Source organism: Frigoribacterium sp. PvP032 (genome assembly GCF_017833035.1).
GTDB lineage: Bacteria > Actinomycetota > Actinomycetes > Actinomycetales > Microbacteriaceae > Frigoribacterium.
Genome location: NZ_JAFIBM010000001.1, coordinates 1,380,089 through 1,399,355, shown reverse-complemented (window position 1 = coordinate 1,399,355; position 19,267 = coordinate 1,380,089). Strand labels below are relative to the sequence as shown.

Sequence of the window (19,267 nt, the reverse complement as noted above, 5' to 3'; positions counted from 1 at the left end):
ACGGACGGTCGAGGTCCACCACCCCCCGAGCGGGGACGGGCGTGGTGGTACTAGCCCAGCAGGCCCTGCAGGTACGTGCCGTAGCCGCTCTTGACGAGGGGGGCGGCGAGGGCGCGGAGCTGGTCGTCGTCGATCCAGCCACGACGCCAGGCGAGCTCCTCGACGCAGCCGATCTTGTACCCCTGACGGTGCTCGATGACCCTGACGTACTCCGAGGCCTGCATCATCGACTCGTGGGTGCCGGTGTCGAGCCAGGCGGTGCCGCGGTCGAGCACCTGCACCTGCAGCTTGCCTGCCTTCAGGTACTCCTCGTTGATCGTCGTGATCTCGAGCTCGCCCCGCGAGCTGGGCTCGATGCGCTTGGCGATCTCGACGACGGTGTTGTCGTAGAAGTACAGGCCGGGCACCGCGTAGTTGCTCTTGGGGTGCTCTGGCTTCTCCTCGATCGACTTCGCCGTGAACGTGTCGTCGAACTCGACGACGCCGTAGGCCCGGGGGTTCGACACGTGGTAGGCGAAGATCACGCCGCCGTCGGGGTCGGTGTTCGCCCGCAGGCTCGAGCCGAGGCCCACGCCGTGGAAGATGTTGTCGCCGAGCACGAGGGCGACCTTCTCGTCGCCGATGAACTCCTCGCCGATGACGAAGGCCTGCGCGAGGCCGTCGGGCGAGGGCTGGACCGCGTACGTCAGCTCGATGCCGAGGTCGCTGCCGTCGCCGAGGAGGCGCTTGAACTGCGCCTCGTCGTCGGGCGTGGTGATGATCAGGATCTCGCGGATGCCCGCCGACAGCAGCGTCGAGAGGGGGTAGTAGACCATCGGCTTGTCGTAGATGGGCATCAGCTGCTTCGAGATGCCCTTGGTGATCGGGTAGAGACGTGTGCCGGACCCGCCGGCGAGGATGATTCCGCGCATACCTGCCTAGTTCGCAGCTCGGAGCTGCTGGTAGAGGTCCTGGCATTCCTGCCAGGTGGGCAACAGCCCGAGTGACTCGGCCTCGGCCAGCGTCGGCGCCGACGTGTCCTTGGGCGAGAGGAGGATCTCCCCGATGTCGTCGGGGAACACGAGACCGACGTCGGGGTCGAGGACGCTCAGGCCCTTCTCGCGCTCGGGGTTGAAGGTCTCGGTGACGAGGTAGTTGACCGTGGCGCCCTCGGTGAGCGCGACGATCGCGTGCCCCAGTCCCTCGGAGAGGTAGACGGCGCGACGGTCGACGTCGTCGATCACGACGCTGTCCCACTGGCCGAAGGTCGGCGAGCCGACCCGGATGTCGATGATGAAGTCGATGAACGCGCCCTTGGGGGCCGACACGTACTTGGCCTGGCTCGGGGGCACCAGCGCGTAGTGGATGCCGCGGGCGACGCCGCGGGCCGACACCGACGTGTTGGTCTGCTTCAGGGCGAGCGGGTGGCCCACCGCCTCCTGCAGGACGTCGTGTCGGTACTGCTCGAAGAAGACGCCGCGGTCGTCACCGTGTTGCTTCGGGGTGAACTCCCAGGCGCCGGGGATGGCCAGTTCTCTCGTCTGCACCCCGAGAGTGTAGCAACGGGCCGGTCTCGCCCCGTCGGCCAGCGGGTGCGCCGCTAGGATCGGGGGGACCGAGCGTGCGGGAGCACGCACGACGAGCGATGGGGAGCACCCGCCCGAGCATGGACGCCGCGAAGATCCGCCACCTCCTGACCGACCTGGCACGGGTCAACGCCGGCTACCTCCGCGACGGGGAGTACCGCAACGCCGTCCGCGAGCGGCTCGTGACCGTCGACGCCTCTCCCACGGCCGACGCCGAGATCGCAGCGGCCGACGAGTCCGCTCGCCCTTACGCGCAGCTGGTCGAGACGAGCACGGCCCTGGCCGGCATCCGGCTCGACGCGTCTGCTGAGCGACACGTCGACCTGGTGATCGGCGAGATCAGGCCCGACGCGACCTTCGCGGGCATCTCCACGGCAGTGGTCGCGGGCAGGGCGCTGGCCGACGACCTGGGCCTGCGCCTCCGCATCGTCATGGTGGGCCACACGACGGGCGGCAACAGCGCCGCCGTCGCGGAGGCGTACGTCGAGTCCCGGTTCCCGGGGATCGATGCCCGCGTCCTCGCCCGCGAGGACATCCTCTCCGCCCGCTTCTCGCCCGACGACACGTGGCTGGCCACTCACTGGAAGACGGCGCACGCCGTCGACGTCGCCGTGCGCGGCGGCAGAGTGGACGCTCGTCGTGTCGCGTACCTGATGCAGGACTACGAACCGGGCTTCAGCCCGTGGTCGACCGAGTACGCCGTCGCCGCCTCCACCTACCAGCGCGGGTTCCAGCCCATCGTGAACTCAGCCCCTCTCCACGCCTACCTCAGGGCCCACCAGGGCCTTGACATCGATCCGGACCTCGTCTTCGCACCCGACCTCGATCTCGACCTGCTCCGCAGGGTCGCGGACCGGCGCCAGGTGAGCGACACCACGAAGGTCCTCTTCTACGGACGGCCGAGCAAGCACCGCAACCTCTACCGCCTCGGCGTCACCGCCTTGAAGATCGCCGCGCGCGAGCTCGCCGCGTCGGGCCGACGGGTCGAGTTCGTCTCGGCGGGCGAGCAGCACGGAGACACGGATCTCGGCTCAGGTCACACCCTCCGGAGCGTGGGCACGCTCCCGTGGGACGACTACTTCGACCTGCTGTCGTCGACGAACGTCGTCCTGTCGCTCCAGTACAGCCCGCACCCGAGCCACCCTCCCTTCGACGCCGCCATCTCGGGCGCCTACGCCGTCACCAACGAGTTCGGGGGGACCCGCGCCGGCCTGCACGAACGGATCGCCGCCGTGTCCGCCGAGCCGGAGGCCCTCGCGGGTGCCGTGGTCTCGGCGGTCATGCGCGACGCCTCCGACGGGCCGGGAGGGTTCCTCGACGTCGCCCCCGGCCTGCTCGGCGGAGAGCTCCGCGCCGCCGTCGCCGCGGCCGCCGCCCGGCTCCGGGCTGCCGCTCCCGAGAGGACTGCCGAACGATGACCACTCCCCCCTCCGAGCGTCCCGGCCTGGTCGTGGTCGTCCCGGTCTACGGCGACCTCCCCTCGCTCCTCGACTGCGTGGCCTCGCTGGTCCAGCACGTCGACGTGGACCGTCACTCGGTCCTGCTCGTCAACGACTGCGGGCCGGACGCCGACGCCATCGAGCGTGCCCTGCTCAGCGCGATCGACGGACGACGCGGCTTCCGGTACGAACGGAACGACCACAACCTCGGCTTCGTCGGCACCTGCAACCGCGCGGCCACCGAGCTCGACACGTCCGACGCCGACGTCCTCCTGCTGAACAGCGACACCGTCGTCACCGCAGGAGCCCTCGACGAGATGCACGAGGTGCTCCTGGCAGAAGACCACCACGGCGTCGTCTGCGCGCGTAGCAACAACGCCACCATCGCCAGCATGCCGTTCCGCCAGGTCCGGCCCGCCGAGCGGACGACGGAGCGGACCGTCGAGGTCTTCGAGCGGATCTCCCCGCTGCTCCCGCGGTGGTACGTCACACCCGTGGCGATGGGCTTCTGCTTCCTCACGCGGCGCAGCCTGATCCGCGAGTTCGGGCTCTTCGACGAGGCGTTCGCACCCGGCTACGGCGAGGAGAACGACTACTGCCTCCGGATCAACGGCCACGGCTGGTCGTCGGTGATGGCGAACCGGGCTCTCGTGCTGCACGCCGGGTCCAAGAGCTTCGTGGGCGCCCGACGGAACACCCTGCGGGACGCCCACCAGAAGAAGCTGGAGGCGCGCTACCCGTTCTACGGCCAGGCGACCGGCGCCTTCCTGCGCCACGACGTGCACCCCGCCGACCGTTTCGCGGACGCCCTGGTGCCGACCGCCGGACCCGCTTCGATCACGGTGGACCTGCGCGGCGCGGCCACGGCAGGTCTCGACGGCTCCACGCTGGACTCCGTCGTGGCGGCCCTCTCGTCAGCCGCGACCGACCGGGTCTCGCTCGAGTTCCTGGTGGACACGGCCGCCGTGCCCGCCGTGTCGGCCGGCGCCCCGATGGCGACCGTGCGCGACGATGCGCCCGACGACCAGATCGCCTCGCTCGGGGTGCTCGTCCCCGGGCTGGTCGACAGCCACCGCCTCCTCCAGGCGAACAGGCGCTACGCAGCCTGGGCGAGCCTCGACCTCGGTCTCGTCGCCCAGTCCGTCGCCTGGTCCGACGGACTCGCCGCCGTGGGCCGTCGACACGTCGCCTCGGTGGTCGCCGAGCACGCCGCCGTGCAGCTCACCCTCGACGGCCGTGAGGGCTCGACGGCCCTGTCCGACCTCCTCGCGGCGTCAGCAGGTCCCGTGCCGAGGGGGCAGCTGGCCGAGGAGGTCGAACAGCTCGTCCGCCGAACGCGATGGGTCGGCCTGGCGGACGTGGTCGCGCAGCTCACGTCCGGTCCCGACGCGAGCGCCGCGAACAGGTACCGTGACGAGCTCAACGCGCTCAAGTCCAGCCGCAGCTACGTCCTGGCCACGCGGGTCGCGCGACTGGCGCGTCGGGTTCCGGGGGTCACTCGATGAACGCGAGTCCGGCTCGGCGCATCCTGGGCGCAGCGGGGCGGGTGACGCGTCGCTTCCGAGGAGAGCCGAGGCTCCTGACCGTCGAGGACAGGCAGCTCCGGTGGGCACGCCGCATCGTCGAGTTCGAGATCGTCGATCGTGAATTCGTGGAGGTGCTCGTCTCGCAGTCGTTCTCGACGGACGACGAGGCCGTGCACTTCGTCGTGAGCAACGACGGCACACGGGGGCTCACCATCTCGCCGCTCGTCGAGCCCGAATGGCTCCGAGCGCAGCTCCCCGACGGCCGAACGAGCTGGTACGACTTCCTCCATCAGGAGCAGCCCGTCCTCGTCCAGACGTCGCCGGTCTTCGACGCAGCACGGTGGGCCGCAGCCGTCCCCGAGCCTGATCGGCCGGGGACGACCCTGGACGCGCTGCGTCACTTTCTCCAGCACGCCCGTCCCGACACTCCCATGCCCGTGCCCGAAGGGCGCCCTGGAACACCGCCGACGTGGTCCGAGTACCGGAAGACAGCACTCGATCGCGCTCGGTCGTTCGCCGGAGACCAAGTCCACATGCGACGTCGCTACCGATCCGAGTGGAACGGGCTCGACTATGCAGGCGCGCGCAAGCGCTTCGCGGCGGGCCTGGAGTCCGCCGCAGCGGACGCGCCCAGAGTCTCGATCATCCTGCCGACCCGTGACCGCAGGGAGGCCCTGGGCCGAGCGGTCGCCTCGGTCCAGGCGCAGACCTGGACCGCGTGGCAACTGGTGATCGTCGACGACGGCTCGACAGACGGCAGCAGTGAGCTGATCACGTCGATGGCTGCGTCCGACCACCGGATCACCGTCGTCCGCCAAGAGCCGTCCGGCGCCTCGGCGGCACGGAACACCGGGCTCCGTGCGGCCGACGGCGAGCTCGTGGCGTTCCTCGACTCTGACAACACCTGGTTCCCGACGTACCTCGAGATAGCCGTGGGTGCCCTGTACGACGGCGGTCACCCCGCTGTGCACTCGGGCATGCGCATGCTCGGCCTCAACAACGAACGCGACTCCGAGGGAACGGTGTCGGAGACCTATCGGGGCGAGGACGGCAGCTGGGACGACCTGCTCGCGGGCAACTTCGTCGACCTCAACGCCTTGCTCGTCACCCGCGCTGCTGCTGCAGCCACGGGCGACTTCGACGTGGCCCTGCGGCGCTGGATCGACTACGACTACGTGCTGCGACTCTCGCGAGCGACCGGGGTTCCCGCCTACGTGCCTCACCTCGGAGTCGACTACGACAACACGCGCGACGGCCGTCGCATCTCCTCGTCCCACGGGGCGTCGTGGCAGGACGTCGCCGTAGCCCCGTCGCTGATCGACTGGTCGGCCCTCGAAGCCGGCACCAGCGGGCGCAGGGAGGACCTCGTCTCCGTCGTCGTGCCCGTCTTCCGGGACTGGCAGCTCACACGGGCGGCCGTCGAGGCCGTCCTGAGAACCACGCCGGATGAGCTCGACGTCGAGATCGTCATCATCGACAACGCCTCACCCCGGGCGGTCTCGGCGATCCTCGACGCCTGGTTCTCCTCCGACTGCCGTGTCCGCCTGCACCGGGTCCCGCGCAACCTCAACTTCGGGCTGGGAAGCGACCTCGGACTGGCCATGAGTCGAGGCGCACGAGTGGTGATGCTGAACAACGACACCGAGGTCCAGCCTGGCTGGCTTCCACCTCTCGTCGGCGCCCTCGACGACGAGGGCGTCCTCGGCGCTCAGTCCCTCCTCCTCTACCCCGACGGCACGGTGCAGGCAGCAGGAACCGTCTTCGGCGGTGACAAGGTCCTGCCCTGGCACTTCCTCGCTCACCATCCGAGGGCCGACGCTGAGCGCGCGGGTCAGCGTCGCTTCCGCGCCGTGACCGCAGCCGCCGCCGCGTTCCGGGCCGGGGACCTCATCCGCTGGCGTGGTTTCGATCCCGTCTTCGCGAACGGACTGGAAGACGTCGATCTCTGCCTGCGCGCCCTGGACGACAGGCCTGGCGGACACTTCGCCGTCGTCCTCGAATCCCTCGTCGTCCACCACGAGAGCAAGGCTCCCGGACGCGATGACGCTCGCATCGAGAACCGTCGGATCTTCGACGAGCGCTGGCGTGGTCGGTATCCCTCGGCTGACTTCGGCCTCTTCGAGTCCGCCGGGCTCGAGATAGTCGCGTTCGAACCAGGTGAGCCCCGAGGGCACGCGACGATGGTCCGCTCCTCGCGACCGGTCGTCGTCCGCCGTCCGAGGCTCGTGGAGCACGGCTCGTGGGCAGGCCGGCCGTCCCTCCGCTGGGCACTGAAGGCCGACTCGACTGACGCACGTGCGATGGAGGACGTCTACTCCCTGAGGCGGCACCTCGTCGGTCTCGGCCAGGAGGTCGTGGTCGACGACCTGGCGTCTTTCTACCGTTCCTCTTGCGGACTCGATGACGTGACGCTGCTCGTCACGGGCGCTCGGGCGCCTCTCTTCGTGCCGCAGCCGGGAGCTGTGAACGTGCTCTGGCTCTCTCAGGACAGCGCGACCGACGAAGCATTCGCCGCGTCCTTCGCCCTGCAGGCGGGGCCCGGCGCACGGACCGATGCTGCGATGACCGGCTCGGACAGCGCGCTCACGCTCGCGCAGGACGCCATGGCGGGCGTGCTCGACCGCGCCGACAGGACTCAGACGGTCGCCGAGTAGGCCTTGATGACGTCGTCGGCCGCCCCGGCGACGACGAGCTCGCCGCTGTCCAGCCATGCCACCTGATCGCACATCTCCTTCACCGTGTTCATGGAGTGGGAGACCAGGATGACCGTCTGTCCATCGCGCTTCATGTCGGCGAACTTGTGCCGACATTTCTTCTGGAACGCTGCGTCACCAACGGCGAGGACCTCATCGACGACGAGGATGTCAGGCGTCACGCTCACCGCGACGGAGAAGCCGAGCCGCACGTACATGCCCGACGAGTAGTTCTTCACGGGCTGGTCGATGAACTTCTCCACTCCTGCGAAGCTCACGATCTCGTCGAACCGACGACTCACCTCTCGTTTCGTCATGCCGAGGATGGAACCGTTGAGGAAGACGTTCTCACGACCTGAGAGCTCCGGGTGGAAGCCACTGCCCACTTCGAGCAACGATGCCTGACGGCCTCTGGCAGTGATGGTGCCTTCGTCAGGGACGAGGATCTTCGCGAGGCACTTCAAGAGCGTGGACTTCCCGGAGCCGTTCCGGCCGATGAGCCCGAAGGTCGACCCCTGGGGCACCTCGAACGAGATGTTGTTGAGTGCCCAGAAATCCTCGTGCACAGACTTGCGACCACGCATCAACGCAGACTTCAGCGAGTTGTTCTGCTCGTGGTAGAGCCGGAACTTCTTGGAGATGTCGTCGACGACGACCGCGGGAGGGGTCACAGGAGCTCAGCCAGTTTCTTGTCGTTGCGCGAGAAGACGAGGTAGCCCGCGATGAAGGTGATGACCGCTGCGAGCACGACGAACGCGGCGTCACTCGGATCAGGCATCCGATTGTCGTAGAGGAAGTTCCGGAACACCTCGACGAACCGCTCCATCGGGTTGAGACGGTAGACGGTCAGTATCCAGGCCCCGTGCTCCGACGCCGCCCGCTCGACGAGAGTGATCGGGTAGATGATGGGCGTCAGGTACATCCACATCTGGAGCACGATGCCCATCAAGTGCTGCATGTCGCGGAAATGGACGTTGATGATCGCCAACAACATGGCGAGTCCGCCGGCGAAGAGCGCGAGGCACACCATCGTGAGCACGATCATGGGCAGATACAGGTAGAGAGCAGACCCGAACGCCACGAGGACGAGGGCGAGGACGCCCATCTCCAGCAACCAGGTGAACCCCACTGAGCCCACCGTCGACAGTGGCAGGTTCATCCTCGGGAACCAGACCTTCTTGATGAGGGATCCGTTGGCCGTGATGGAGGACATGCCTCCGTTCACGACCCGCGTGAAGAACATCCAGGGCAGCAGACCTGACATGAGCCACAAGGGATAGACCTGGATGCCACTGGGATCACCGGTCTGGATCCGAGCGCGGAAGATGAGCGAGAAGACGACCGTGTAGACCAGCATCGTCGCGATCGGGTTGATGAGCGACCAGAGCTGGCCGAAGACCGTTCGCCGGTACTTGCCCTTCACCTCCCTCATGGTGAGGTTGGCCAAGAGCTCACGCGACGACACGAGCTCACTGAGGTAGGTCATGCGCGCGTTCTCCTGGCTACGAGGCCTCGCCGGCTGCCGTTCTCGGATGGGTGACGGAACATTCTCCCACAGGCCTGCCTGCAACCCGTTCGGACGTGCTCGGATAGGCAGCACTTGTAGGATTCATGCATGCGCGTCTACTTCGCCAACCACAGCACCGCCCCGGTGAACCTGGGCGGCGCCGAACGGTCGCTCATCCGTCTCGTCGAGGACTGGAGGGCGCGACGCCCGGACCTCGAGATCTTGTTCCTGACGAAGGCTCCGGCGGGCCAGTTCATCGCAGCGCTCCGATCGCGCGGCTGGGATTTTCGCGCCTTCCGCTTCCGCGGCTGGGCAGTGCCGAGCGAGCAGCCTGCCCCCGCAGCAGAGCGCGCTGCCTTCGCGACCGTCGACTACGCGGCAGTTCGCTCCATGATCGCCGAGATGGAACGGGTCCGCCCCGATCTCGTGGTCACGAACACGCTCGTCGCGCCCTGGGCGGCCTTCGCCGCCGCAGCCCTCGACATCCCGCACGCGTGGTTCGTCCGCGAGTACGGCGACCTCGATCACGGACTGCAGTTCCAGTCGGGCCGCGCGTCGACCATCCACGACATCGGTCTGCTGTCCCAGGCCGTGTTCACGAACTCGTACGCGCTCAAGGCACATCTCTCGCAGCACCTCGACGGCGACGCGGTCACCGTCGTCTACCCTCGCGTGGACGCGGACACGGTGAGGCGTAGTGCTGCCCTCGTGCCCGCTTTACCGGTCTTCGCCGGGGACGCACCAGGCCTGAAGGTGACCGTCGTCGGTCGCGTCGAACCCGGCAAGGGCCAGTACCGGGTCATCGACGCCCTCGGCCTGCTGGAGACCCGAGGGATCCGAGCGTCCCTGTGCATCGTGGGGTCGTGGAAGGAACCCGGCTACGACGTGGAGCTGCGCGACCGCGCCAGAGCGCTCGGCGTCGCAGAGAGGGTCCACTTCGTCGGTGAACAGGACAACCCGTACCCGTTCATCGCGGCGGCTGACGTGTGCGTGACGCCCTCCACGCTCGAGGCCTTCGGGAGGACCACCCTCGAGTACATGATCGCCGGACGCGCCGTCGTGGCTTCCGACGCCGGTGGCAGCGCAGAGCTGGTCGTGCCCGGTGACACCGGTTCCCTGTTCGACCTCGACGATCCGAGGTCCCTCTCGGACGCGTTGGCCGAGTACGCGGCAGACCCGGACCTGGCTCTGCGACACGGGGCCGCAGCGGCACGGCGGGCGGACGAGATCCTGGGCGGGGCGAACGGGAACGATGCCGCGATCGATCGTCTCGAGTCGCTCGTGGGCGGCCCCGCCTACCGCTTGCCGGACATCGCCCGCTACTGGTTCGAGCTCCCGGACGCCTACTCGTCCCTGGGCGCCACGAGCGCTCGGATGGCCCTGGGCCTGCTGGCCTCGAGACTCCGGACGCGGACCGGGCTCGTCGGCCGGGCAGCGCGTCGACCTGGAGCCGTCCTGAAGCGGTTGGCCGGACGGTGAGCGGCGTGACCCCGCGCCGGCCCGTGACCGTCGTGGTCCCGGTCTACGACGACATGACGGGCCTGGAGAAGTGCGTGCGCTCCCTTCTCGAGACGGTCGACGTCACCGTCGACAGGGTTCTCCTGAGCAACGACGTCGGCCCCCAGGTCGACGCGATCGAGGACATGCTCCTCAGCCTCATCGAAGGACGCGAGGGTTTCGAGTACCACCGCAACGCCGTGAACCTCGGCTTCGTGGGCAACTGCAACCAGGCGGTGCTCGAGCTCGACAAGACCGGCAACGACGTCCTCCTGCTCAACAGCGACACGGTGACGACTACGGGCTTCATCGACGAGATGGCAGAGGTGCTGTACTCGTCTTCCCAGCACGGGGTAGTGGCTCCGAGGAGCAACAACGCGACGATCGCGAGCATGCCGCTCGAGCGCCGGGTGGTCTCAGGACAGCGGCCGTTCCCCCGGACGCAGGCGGTCCACGACTCGGTCGCCCCGTTGCTGCCCCGCTTCACCGTGGCGCCGGTCGCCATGGGGTTCTGCTATCTGGTGCGCCGCGAACTCATCGACCTCTACGGCTTCTTCGATGAGACCTTCGCGCCCGGCTACGGCGAGGAGAACGACTTCTGCCTCCGGGTGAACGAGCACGGCTGGCAGTCCGTCCTCGCCAATCGTGCACTCGTGTTCCACGCTGGTTCGACGAGCTTCGGCAGCGATGTGGGCCCCGCGCTGCGGTTCGCCCACGAGAAACTGCTCATCGAGAGGTATCCCTTCTACGTCGGAGCGCTTGCGCTCTGGGCGGCCGTCGATCGTGACCCCGTGGACTTGTTCGCCGACACGTTCCTGCCGTCCGACGATCTCGTCCGTGTGGCCGTCGACCTCCGGATGCCTTCGGCACGGCGCGAGCTGACGGGCCTCACCGACCTCGTCGGCGAACTCCACCGTCGGAGCGGCATCGAGGTGACCGTCCTCGCATCCCGCCGTCAGCGCGAGGCGATCGCGTCGACGGTTCCCGGGGTCCGCGTAGTCGACGAAGGGTCGCTGACCACCATCTTCGACGCAGTCGTGCTCCCTTCGCCCCTCACCGACCTGCGCCGCGTGGTCCGAGCCTGCACCGTGGCTCCCCGTCTCATCGTCCAGGCCCATCCAGCCCCGGATTCACGATGGTCGGTGCGAGTCGCTTCCGGGAAGGGCGACGCCGGCTTCCGCGGGCTGTCACTCTTGGCAGACGCCCACGTCGACCTGCGCGGAGAGGGTGCGGCTGACGCTGTGCGCGAGGCGGCCGGCAGACCCATCGACATCGAACGCCTCAGGGCCAGGTGGCAGCAGGTAGCCGACGCCGCCATCGCACTCGGGACGACCGTCATCCCTCGACGCGCGAGCCGCCAGCGCCGACTCGCGCTCTTGCTCGCCGCCAACCACCCGAGACTGAGCAACACCCTCCGGGCCCGCCTGAGGCGCTGACCCGGCGGCGCTCCGGGTTCCTCAAGGACGACGAGCAGACAAGACCGCCTCGAGGAGCTGAGCCGCCCGGGCGTCGAACGTGTGGTGGGCCAGCACGGCCTCCGCCGCCAGGACGCGCGCATCCTCGTCCAGGAACGTCGATTCGAGCCGGTCGTCGGCGATCCCCTGCAGGTCGCCGACCGATCGATACGTCACGACTGCAGGGCCGAAGATGTCGTCGATCCCCTCGACGTCGTCACTGACGACGCGCGCTCCACTGGCGACGGCGTCGAAGAGCCTGTTGTTCACGAACCCCCACTCCTTCATGTCCTCGAAGTGGTCGTTCAGCACGATCCGGGCTCCGCGGTAAGCGCGTGAGACGACGTCGTTGTCGAGGAACTGGCCGCCCACGTGCACGTCCTCGACGAAGGCGCCCCAGTTCTTGCCCCAGGCCTCGACGGGCAGCCCGGCTGCTATCGCATCGACCACGATCTGACGGCCGACGGGCGGCCGAGGACCACCGACGAACAAGACGGAGTCGGACGTGTCGGCGGTCCCCCGGCGGTGGTCGAACCGGCGACCGTTCGTCGCCTGCAACAGCGTCTCGATGTGGGTGCCGGAGCGCTCGGACATGTACTCGGCCCACTTGGCGGACGCGGCGAACACCAGGTCGAAGCCCTTGAGCTCGTCGGGCTCGACGAGATCGGGACGGCTGATCACCCACAAGACGTTGACCGCACCGGGCTGCGGGACGACAGGGTGCCGCCCACGGATGCCCAGCACGACGTCGTCGACGTAAGCCGTTCGTCGACGGAACGCCGGGTGCCTGTCCACCACGACGTCCTGGCCCAGTCGTCGAAGCGATTCGGCGAGATCCGCCGCGAAAGGCACATCCCCCCACTTGTCGCCGCCGGGAGTGAAGTCCGCTCCGATCTTGACGGCCCATCGAAGTGCCGGGCCGTTCCCGATGGCACTCGACCGCGGGTGCCGCACGACGATGGGTTCCGGACCGTGGTGGCTGTCGTCCTGCTGAGGTGCGACGTGAGCGATGTCGAGACCGACCTTGGCGTACTGGCCGGCCGCGTCTGGCCGGAAGTCTCCGGCCCAGCGTTCGAGCAGGAGCTGTGCGCTCTCCCTCTGGCGCGGAGCCGGGGGAAGGTGCGGCCGGGACGCCCTCACCGCGACGGCCTGCGCGGCTACTCGGAGTTCGCCCCCGGCCGCCGCGATGCGGCGGCACAGGTCGACGTCCTCGACGCAGTTGTAGAAGAGGCCGTCGAATCCACGGTGCTCGATGAAGGTCGCCGCCGACATCGCGAGGGCCTGCCGAGACAGGGCTACCAGACCGCGGCCGTCGTGTCGCTGCGCGTCCGTGAGCGGGAACCCTGCCAGTAGGTCCCACGGCCGCTCGCCCTCGGCCGTGACGACGTATCCCGCATGGGCCACCGTCCCGTCCTCCGCGGTGACGACACCCTGGACCGCAGCGACCCCCGTCTCGGCCAGTTCACCCATGACATGTCCGAGCCAACCGGTCCTCACCGTGAGGAGCGCGTCGAGGAACACCACTGTCTCGCCGTGCGTGGATGCGAAGGCCAGGTTGGCGTCGAGTCCGTCGCCGAGGTCTGCGGCGAGGGACAAGACCTGGACACGGTCCTCCCCGGCGAAGCTGCCGACGAGTGCTGCCGAGACGGGCCAGGTGCTGTTCACCTCCACGATCACGATCTCGACGGGCCGTCCGTTCGCATCCGCGTCCGCGAGCACCGACAGGGCCGCCGCGGTGGCAGGACCTTGTCCGCCCCGCGCGACGATGACCACGCTGGTGAGGTCAGGTTCCCGCAGGCCAGCAGCGACCTCCACCCAGTCCACCAGGTTCTTACCCAGCACGGAGAACTGCCAGTTGGCCGACTGGGTGGTCGAGATGCGCTGCACGCTGTCGTCGTTGAGGTAGTCACAGCCGATGAACGGCAGGTAGTCGATGGACGTCTTCCGGGCCACTCGGATGATGAGGTCGTGGTCGTTCCAGCGCTTGATCATCGGGTCGAAGCCACCGATCTCCCGGAGGAGCTCCGCCTCGACGACGAGGGTGTTCAGGTCGATGTAGTTGCGCAGCTTGAGCTGTTCGTAGGTGACGAAGGTGCCGAAGTACTCCACTCCCTGAACCGCGGACGTCATGCGGAGAGCAGCCGTGGCCGCACGTTCGGGCCCTCGTTCGAGGTGAGCCACAGTCCGACCCAGGAACTCAGGGCGCCACGTGTTGTCCGAGTCGAGGAAGGCGACGTAACGTCCTCGTGCTACGTCGATGCCGTGATTACGGGCAGCGCCCACGCCACTTCGCTCCTGGTGCACGACGCGGATGCGAGGATCCGTCATCGCAAGTCGAGCCAGGGCCTCGGGTGTGGCGTCATCGGACCCGTCGTCCACGATGACGAGTTCCCAGTCGTCGAGGGTCTGTGCCAAGACGGACCGAGCGGCGGTGCTGACGTACTCAGCTCGGTTCCACACGGGCATGACCACACTCACGATGGGCCCGTCATCCGACATCGCCGCCACGGGCAGAGCGGGAGCCGCATCCAACCAGGCTCGTTCCGTGTCGGTGTCCCACTCGGTGTACCGACTGCGGCCATGGAGGGTCGAGAAGGAGCCCTTCGTCGCCGCGAGGTCGGCGAGCGCTGCTCGCAGCTGGCCGTATCGAGCCGAAGGAACACCGTGGACGGAGGGCAAGACGCTGTCGTCTTCCAGAGCCGCGAGGAACCCGAGCAGATCGACATCCGCTGAGCCGGTCAGGGCAGCGATCTCCCGCGGGTCGAAGTGCGGCCCCCAAGGATGCTGGCGAGCCTCGGGTGACCGGAGGTAGCTGAGGAACGCCTGGATCCGCCCCTGGCGGTAGTGGGTGCGGGGCACGCTCGGGAAGTAGGCGAGGGACAGGGCTTCATGCGGAGTCCCGCCCGATGCCATGCCTGCCGCGATGAAATCCTGGGCCGCGGCGACCGCGTCGCGAAAGACACGGCCGGTCTGGGCAGCCCAGTGGTCCGCGCGGAAGAGACCTGAGTCGAGAAGCGCCTCGGCGGCCGCTGAGTCACTCAACCGCCTCGTGGACGGCTGCGGGCCGAGGACAGCATCCCGGACGCGGTCGTATCGCCGCCCGAGGCCGAGCCGAGCGGCTCGGACCCCCAACCGTCGCCAAGTGGGCTCGTGCTTGGGCAAACTCATCCTCATCTCACTTCACCGGACACACTCGCCACCGTCGGCTTCACCGCACCGGACACCGCCCGACAGTCTGTCAGACGGTGACGACCGTTTCCGCGTCGGCTCTGCTGGCCCGTCGGTCGTTCCATGCTTCCACCCGGGTCTTCAGGGTCATCGCCGGCGCTTCGACGAGATGCCAGGAGGCGAACGCCAGCACGAGCGTGACGCCGGTCACGACACCCACGTTCGCAGCGAGTGGCAAGACGCCCAGGTGCGCTATGACGACCTGCTGGACGGGGAACGCGAAGATGTAGAGACCGTAGGAGACATCGCCGAAGCGGGAGCTACGACGGAGGAACGGCGTCGCTGTCAGCCCGAACGACAGGATGGTGTAGGGAAGGGTGATCCAGAGCACGACGCGCCACTGGCCCGGAACGAGCGCCGTCGCGACGAGCGACACGACCAGCAGAACGAATGCGAGGTCCAGGCGGAAGGCGTCGCGAGGCACCAGGAGCGCACAGAGCATTCCTCCGAGGAAGAACACCCACGGTGTGGCGGACTGCAGCGCCGACGTTCCCCAGAAGATGCCGGGCGCCGTTCCCTCGAGCGCGTACCAAGCGACGCCGAGAGCCAGGATGACCGTCGCGGGGACTCGGGCAGCCTTCGGGAGCACCATGAGCAACGGGACGAGGAGATAGCAGGCGAACTCTGCGGGGAGCGTCCAGAGGGACCCGTTGACTGATCCCGGGTAGGGCAGATCCTCGAAGACGCCCGGGAGTCGGAACACGGGTCGCAGGAGGACGTTGAGCATGTACCGCCATGTGCCGGGCTCCCCGAGGTAACGCTCGACGGGCAGAGAGGTGAGAACGGTGCCGAGAACGAGCACGGTGCCCAGCGACACCACGCCGAGGGCCGGGAAGATGCGAAGACCGCGAGCCAGGAGGTACGACGGCAGATGCGGGCGTCGTACCCAGCTCTTCGTGATGAGGTACCCGCTGATGACGAAGAAGACGCAGACACCCATCTGGTGGATCGGCACGCCGAGGACCCTGGGCACGTCGCCCAGTCGCCCCACCAACACGAAGGCATGACCCACGATGACGGCAAGTGCGCCCATGAGCCGCAGGAAGTCGAGGTTGTTCTCCCGGCGTCGGAGCTCGGGGATAACGGCTGTCACGTCACGACTCTACGCGAGGCCGCAGATCAGCCTCGGCCGTGTCAGCTCAGGATCCCGTCCGCCAAGTCGGGTTCGGTGCTGCAGAACGGCTCCCCCCAAGTACGCTCGAACGCCCCGGCGGCCCCGGTCAGCGTCAGCATGGGATAGGAGGCCACTCCTCTCAGCTCGACGTAGTCCTCCACCAGCCCGCAACGACGGGCATCCCCGATGGCACTCCGGTCGCCCCTGACGGTCTCGTCGTGAACGAGCTCGGTCACCGTGAAGCTGGGGATAGCCGCGTCGAAACGCGCCGACGCCGCGTTCAGGTCGTAGGACGACGCGGCCACCGCGGTGACGGCGACGACCGCCAGCGCACCGATGACGCGTCGCGGTGCCCGCCCTACGGAACGCCCGACGATCACGCCGAGTGCCCCGATCGCCAGAGCGATGCACACCCACACCACGACGCCGACGCGGTAGGGCATCGCCCAGCCTTCCATGATGGACGGGGCGCGAGCAGACAGCCCCGTCGCCAGCGCTGCGGTCGCCGCGACCGAAGCCGCCACGACCACGACCACGAGGAGGACGGGGAGGTCGGTCTTGTCCTGGCGGGCGCCGTAGCCGGAGCCCTCGGTCCGCACGACGGTCATCCGCAGGAGCAGCGCGGCCAGGGCGACGGCCGCGAGAGCCAGCACGACCGAGCTCCAGCCCGGCAGCCCGCCGGTCCACGTTCCGCCTGAGGCAGCCGCTTCTCGTTCAACGAGGTCCCGATTGCCCAGCAAGGGAAAAGAACCCACCACGTTGTCGACAACATGTCGCACTGCCGCCGGCGTCAGCGAGAGATCGGTACCCGAGTAGCACGCCTGACCGTCCACGCAGGCTCGGCTTGCGACCATCGCCCTGTTGTACGCGAGGAGCGCGACGAACGTCGCGAAGAACGCGGCCGCGATGACCGTCGCACCTCGGGTCCAGGAGAACCGTCCCCTCCCGATCCCGACGACGGTCGTGACGAACACGACGCCGACCGCCGGGACCGCCGCCCAGAAGAGCTCGTAGCTGTTGTTGAGACCGATCGAGACGAGCGCAAGGACCACGACGGTGGGCACGGTCCAGAGCCGGGGCCTCGACTGCACGTTCCTGTACAGGCGCAGGACCAGGGCCGGCAGAGCGAAGGCGACGATGACGGGCTGATAGGTCTGCAGCGGGTAATAGGTCCACGCGTTGATCTGACTGAAGATCTGCGCCTTGGCCCCGAGCACGACGAGCAGAGGAAGGACCACGCTGATCACGTCGACGGTGCGGGGCGAGAGACGCAGCGTCCGCGCGCCCGTCGCCCGCCAACCGACCTCTCGGAGGAACCACGAGATGGCGGCGAGGATGGCCAGGAGGTGCGCCAGTTTGAGTACCGACCACAGCAGTGTCGGCGCTATCCCCAGGTGGGTGGCCGCCGCGAACAGCCAGACCATCGTCGCGCTGCGGACCCCGGCGGTGAGGGTCGCGAAGCGTGTCTGGGTGACTCCGAAGTCACCCGTCGCTCGGATGTCGGCAAGGAACGCTCCCACTGCGTCGTGTCCGAAGACGGCAGGCTGCGTGGTGAACCAGAACGCGTCGTCGCCGACGATGGGGAAGTCGAGGACCGGAGCCAACAGCACCAGGAGCACTGCGGCGTAGGCGCCTATGACGACGCGTCGAGCCCAGGGACTGGCCAGGATCCGCCCGCGACGCGCTCGATCTGGCACGGTCACTCGGACGCGCCCTCGCGGCGGCGTGCCTCGAAGCGACGGAGGGGCGCCGTCAGCTGATAGGCGAAGCTCCTCTCGATGGCCAGCAGCTCCTTCTCTGCCGCGCGAGCCCTCGAAGCTGCCGTATCACGCGCCTCTTCCAGGTGCTGTCGACGGTCCTCGGTCACGGCCGCCTCCTTCTTCACACGGGCGAGTTCCCCGGAAGCGCCCGACCCCGCATTCCGCAGATCCGCGTTCTCCTTCAGCACCGCTCGCAGGCGCTCGTCCCGAGCAGCGATCACAGACCGCAGCTCTGTGATCCGCGCGCGACTGGCTTCTCTCTCACTGGCCTGCATGGACACAGCACCCCCGGACTCGAACTTGGCGGGCCCGGTCCCGGCGGCTCCTGCGCCATGGAGCCGCTCATCCCTCTCCGCGACGGCACTTATCAGCTCACCGATGCGGTCTCGCGTGCGCTGCCGCTCCGTCTGCCAGCGCTGCGCGGCGATCGTGTTGCGCCGCTGCAACTCGAGCCGCCGGGCGTGCGTCTCGACCTGCCGCTGGGATACCCCTGATGCAGCGGGGGCAGCCTCCACCTGTCGCAGGAGCTTCGCGATGACAGGCCCCAGCATCAGCTCGGGACGCAAGGCGTCACCCATGAGCACAACGTCGTCGGGAACGGGCCTGCCGTGCTCGATCTCGGAACGGATCTCGTCTGCCGAACGACGTCTCGTCCCTCGGCCGGAGAAATTGACCTCTGCGGCCGCCTTCACGTTCGCTGCTGTGAGCCATCCCGGGCCGCCGTGGACGTCGTAGCAGTAGACGGGCACATTGCTCGCGAGCGCATACTGAACGGTCTTGCCGATGGTGACGACGGCGGACGCCTCAGCGAGCACGTCGGGAGTGATCCGTCGGGCTTCGTAGCCCTCCCCTCCGTCACCGACGCGGACCACCTTCATCGAGCCGAGCGACGAGAGGGCCTCATCCAGCTCGACGGGCGGGTGATTCGAGACGACCAGCACCGGCCCATCTGCGCTGGGCGCTCCTGCACGCGCGAAGGCATCGGGCGCCGGGTTGGCGAAGACTGAACGTCTCTCGTCCTCGGGCGGCACCAGACCAGCACTCTCCTGCACGAGCAGCGTCTCTGCGGCGTCGTAAGTGCTCACCGAGGAGAGAGCATCCTCGATGCCGTCCGTGAGGTCGAACTCGAGAGGGTGGGAAGCCGACATGTGGTTGAAGACGAAGCGGGTTCCTGCCGGGTCGGCCACCAGCGACGACGGCACGAGACCGTGGTGAACCCAGACGAGGTCCGGCCGCTCCGTGGACCCGGAGTCAGGCTCGCCGCGATCGTCGGTGAGCACCACGGTCACCCCGGCAGCCTCGAGCTCCGTCCGGATCTGGTCGCTGACGACGTGCGTCAGGACCGAGACCGAGACACCGTGGGAGGCGAAGTGCTCGGCGAGCTCGATCGTCACCATCTCGGAGCCCGCGTAGCGAGCCAGATGGGCCTGGGTGATGAGTACCGTCCTGGGCAGGGTGGAGGAGCCGTCGAGAGTCACCCGTCG

At 68.3% G+C, this 19,267-nt stretch carries 13 protein-coding genes; 5 read left to right on the top strand and 8 right to left on the bottom strand.

What is annotated here, in order from left to right; genetic code table 11:
• Positions 1 to 50: 50 nt before the first annotated feature.
• Together rfbA and JOE35_RS06455 are read right to left on the bottom strand one after the other, a co-directional pair.
• Positions 51 to 911 (bottom strand): glucose-1-phosphate thymidylyltransferase RfbA, encoded by an 861-nt coding sequence (gene rfbA / locus JOE35_RS06460; protein ID WP_209560398.1) that lies wholly within the window; start codon positions 909 to 911, stop codon positions 51 to 53.
• Positions 912 to 917: 6 nt separating this feature from the next.
• Complete coding sequence (locus tag JOE35_RS06455; protein ID WP_209560397.1) at positions 918 to 1,526, bottom strand: dTDP-4-dehydrorhamnose 3,5-epimerase family protein; 609 nt, start codon at positions 1,524 to 1,526, stop codon at positions 918 to 920.
• A 98-nt stretch (positions 1,527 to 1,624) separates the two neighbouring features.
• Between JOE35_RS06455 and JOE35_RS06450 the strand changes: the two genes are divergently transcribed.
• From JOE35_RS06450 to JOE35_RS06440, 3 genes are read left to right on the top strand one after another with little or no spacing between them, the layout of a single operon-like run.
• Positions 1,625 to 2,983 carry a hypothetical protein gene (locus JOE35_RS06450; protein WP_209560396.1) on the top strand — a complete coding sequence of 453 codons (1,359 nt, stop codon included), beginning with the start codon at positions 1,625 to 1,627 and terminating at the stop codon, positions 2,981 to 2,983.
• A complete protein-coding gene (locus JOE35_RS06445; protein WP_209560395.1) occupies positions 2,980 to 4,509 on the top strand; it encodes a glycosyltransferase family 2 protein in 1,530 nt (509 codons plus the stop codon). The genes JOE35_RS06450 and JOE35_RS06445 overlap by 4 nt, the downstream gene beginning before the upstream one ends.
• Complete coding sequence (locus JOE35_RS06440; RefSeq protein ID WP_209560394.1) at positions 4,506 to 7,184, top strand: glycosyltransferase family 2 protein; 2,679 nt, start codon at positions 4,506 to 4,508, stop codon at positions 7,182 to 7,184. The genes JOE35_RS06445 and JOE35_RS06440 overlap by 4 nt, the downstream gene beginning before the upstream one ends.
• Here the strand turns inward: JOE35_RS06440 and JOE35_RS06435 are convergent.
• Entirely contained in the window at positions 7,166 to 7,894 is a 729-nt protein-coding gene (locus tag JOE35_RS06435; protein WP_307802967.1) for an ABC transporter ATP-binding protein, read from the bottom strand. The two genes, JOE35_RS06440 and JOE35_RS06435, sit on opposite strands and share 19 nt — an antisense overlap.
• Positions 7,891 to 8,709: an ABC transporter permease gene (locus tag JOE35_RS06430; protein ID WP_209560393.1), complete on the bottom strand. Its 819-nt coding sequence runs from the start codon at positions 8,707 to 8,709 to the stop codon at positions 7,891 to 7,893. Before JOE35_RS06430 ends, JOE35_RS06435 begins: the two co-directional genes overlap by 4 nt.
• Positions 8,710 to 8,838: 129 nt before the next feature.
• Between JOE35_RS06430 and JOE35_RS06425 the strand changes: the two genes are divergently transcribed.
• Both JOE35_RS06425 and JOE35_RS06420 read left to right on the top strand, forming a co-directional pair.
• Complete coding sequence (locus JOE35_RS06425) at positions 8,839 to 10,209, top strand: glycosyltransferase family 4 protein (protein WP_209560392.1); 1,371 nt, start codon at positions 8,839 to 8,841, stop codon at positions 10,207 to 10,209.
• Positions 10,210 to 10,232: 23 nt separating this feature from the next.
• Positions 10,233 to 11,663, top strand: a complete 1,431-nt coding sequence (locus JOE35_RS06420) for a glycosyltransferase family 2 protein (protein WP_209560391.1) — start codon at positions 10,233 to 10,235, stop codon at positions 11,661 to 11,663.
• A gap of 21 nt (positions 11,664 to 11,684) precedes the next feature.
• On the opposite strand, the gene JOE35_RS06415 is transcribed toward JOE35_RS06420, so the two are convergent.
• The 4 genes from JOE35_RS06415 to JOE35_RS06400 all read right to left on the bottom strand — a co-directional run bounded on the left by JOE35_RS06415 (position 11,685) and on the right by JOE35_RS06400 (position 19,261).
• Positions 11,685 to 14,843, bottom strand: coding sequence for a glycosyltransferase (locus JOE35_RS06415; protein WP_209560390.1), 3,159 nt, complete (start codon positions 14,841 to 14,843; stop codon positions 11,685 to 11,687).
• A 76-nt stretch (positions 14,844 to 14,919) separates the two neighbouring features.
• On the bottom strand, positions 14,920 to 16,002 hold the full coding sequence (locus tag JOE35_RS06410) for an acyltransferase (RefSeq protein WP_209560389.1): 1,083 nt from the start codon (positions 16,000 to 16,002) through the stop codon (positions 14,920 to 14,922).
• 41 nt (positions 16,003 to 16,043) lie between these two features.
• Complete coding sequence (locus JOE35_RS06405; RefSeq protein ID WP_209560388.1) at positions 16,044 to 17,642, bottom strand: hypothetical protein; 1,599 nt, start codon at positions 17,640 to 17,642, stop codon at positions 16,044 to 16,046.
• 80 nt (positions 17,643 to 17,722) lie between these two features.
• Positions 17,723 to 19,261, bottom strand: coding sequence for a hypothetical protein (locus JOE35_RS06400; protein WP_209560387.1), 1,539 nt, complete (start codon positions 19,259 to 19,261; stop codon positions 17,723 to 17,725).
• Between the last annotated feature and the right edge of the window lie 6 nt (positions 19,262 to 19,267).

Bases quoted from the DNA above. Each gene is read 5' to 3' on its own strand.
- rfbA (WP_209560398.1), bottom strand. From the start codon at position 911: ATGCGCGGAATCATCCTCGCCGGCGGGTCCGGCACACGTCTCTACCCG.
- JOE35_RS06450 (WP_209560396.1), top strand. From the start codon at position 1,625: ATGGGGAGCACCCGCCCGAGCATGGACGCCGCGAAGATCCGCCACCTC.
- JOE35_RS06445 (WP_209560395.1), top strand. From the start codon at position 2,980: ATGACCACTCCCCCCTCCGAGCGTCCCGGCCTGGTCGTGGTCGTCCCG.
- JOE35_RS06440 (WP_209560394.1), top strand. From the start codon at position 4,506: ATGAACGCGAGTCCGGCTCGGCGCATCCTGGGCGCAGCGGGGCGGGTG.
- JOE35_RS06430 (WP_209560393.1), bottom strand. From the start codon at position 8,709: ATGACCTACCTCAGTGAGCTCGTGTCGTCGCGTGAGCTCTTGGCCAAC.
- JOE35_RS06425 (WP_209560392.1), top strand. From the start codon at position 8,839: ATGCGCGTCTACTTCGCCAACCACAGCACCGCCCCGGTGAACCTGGGC.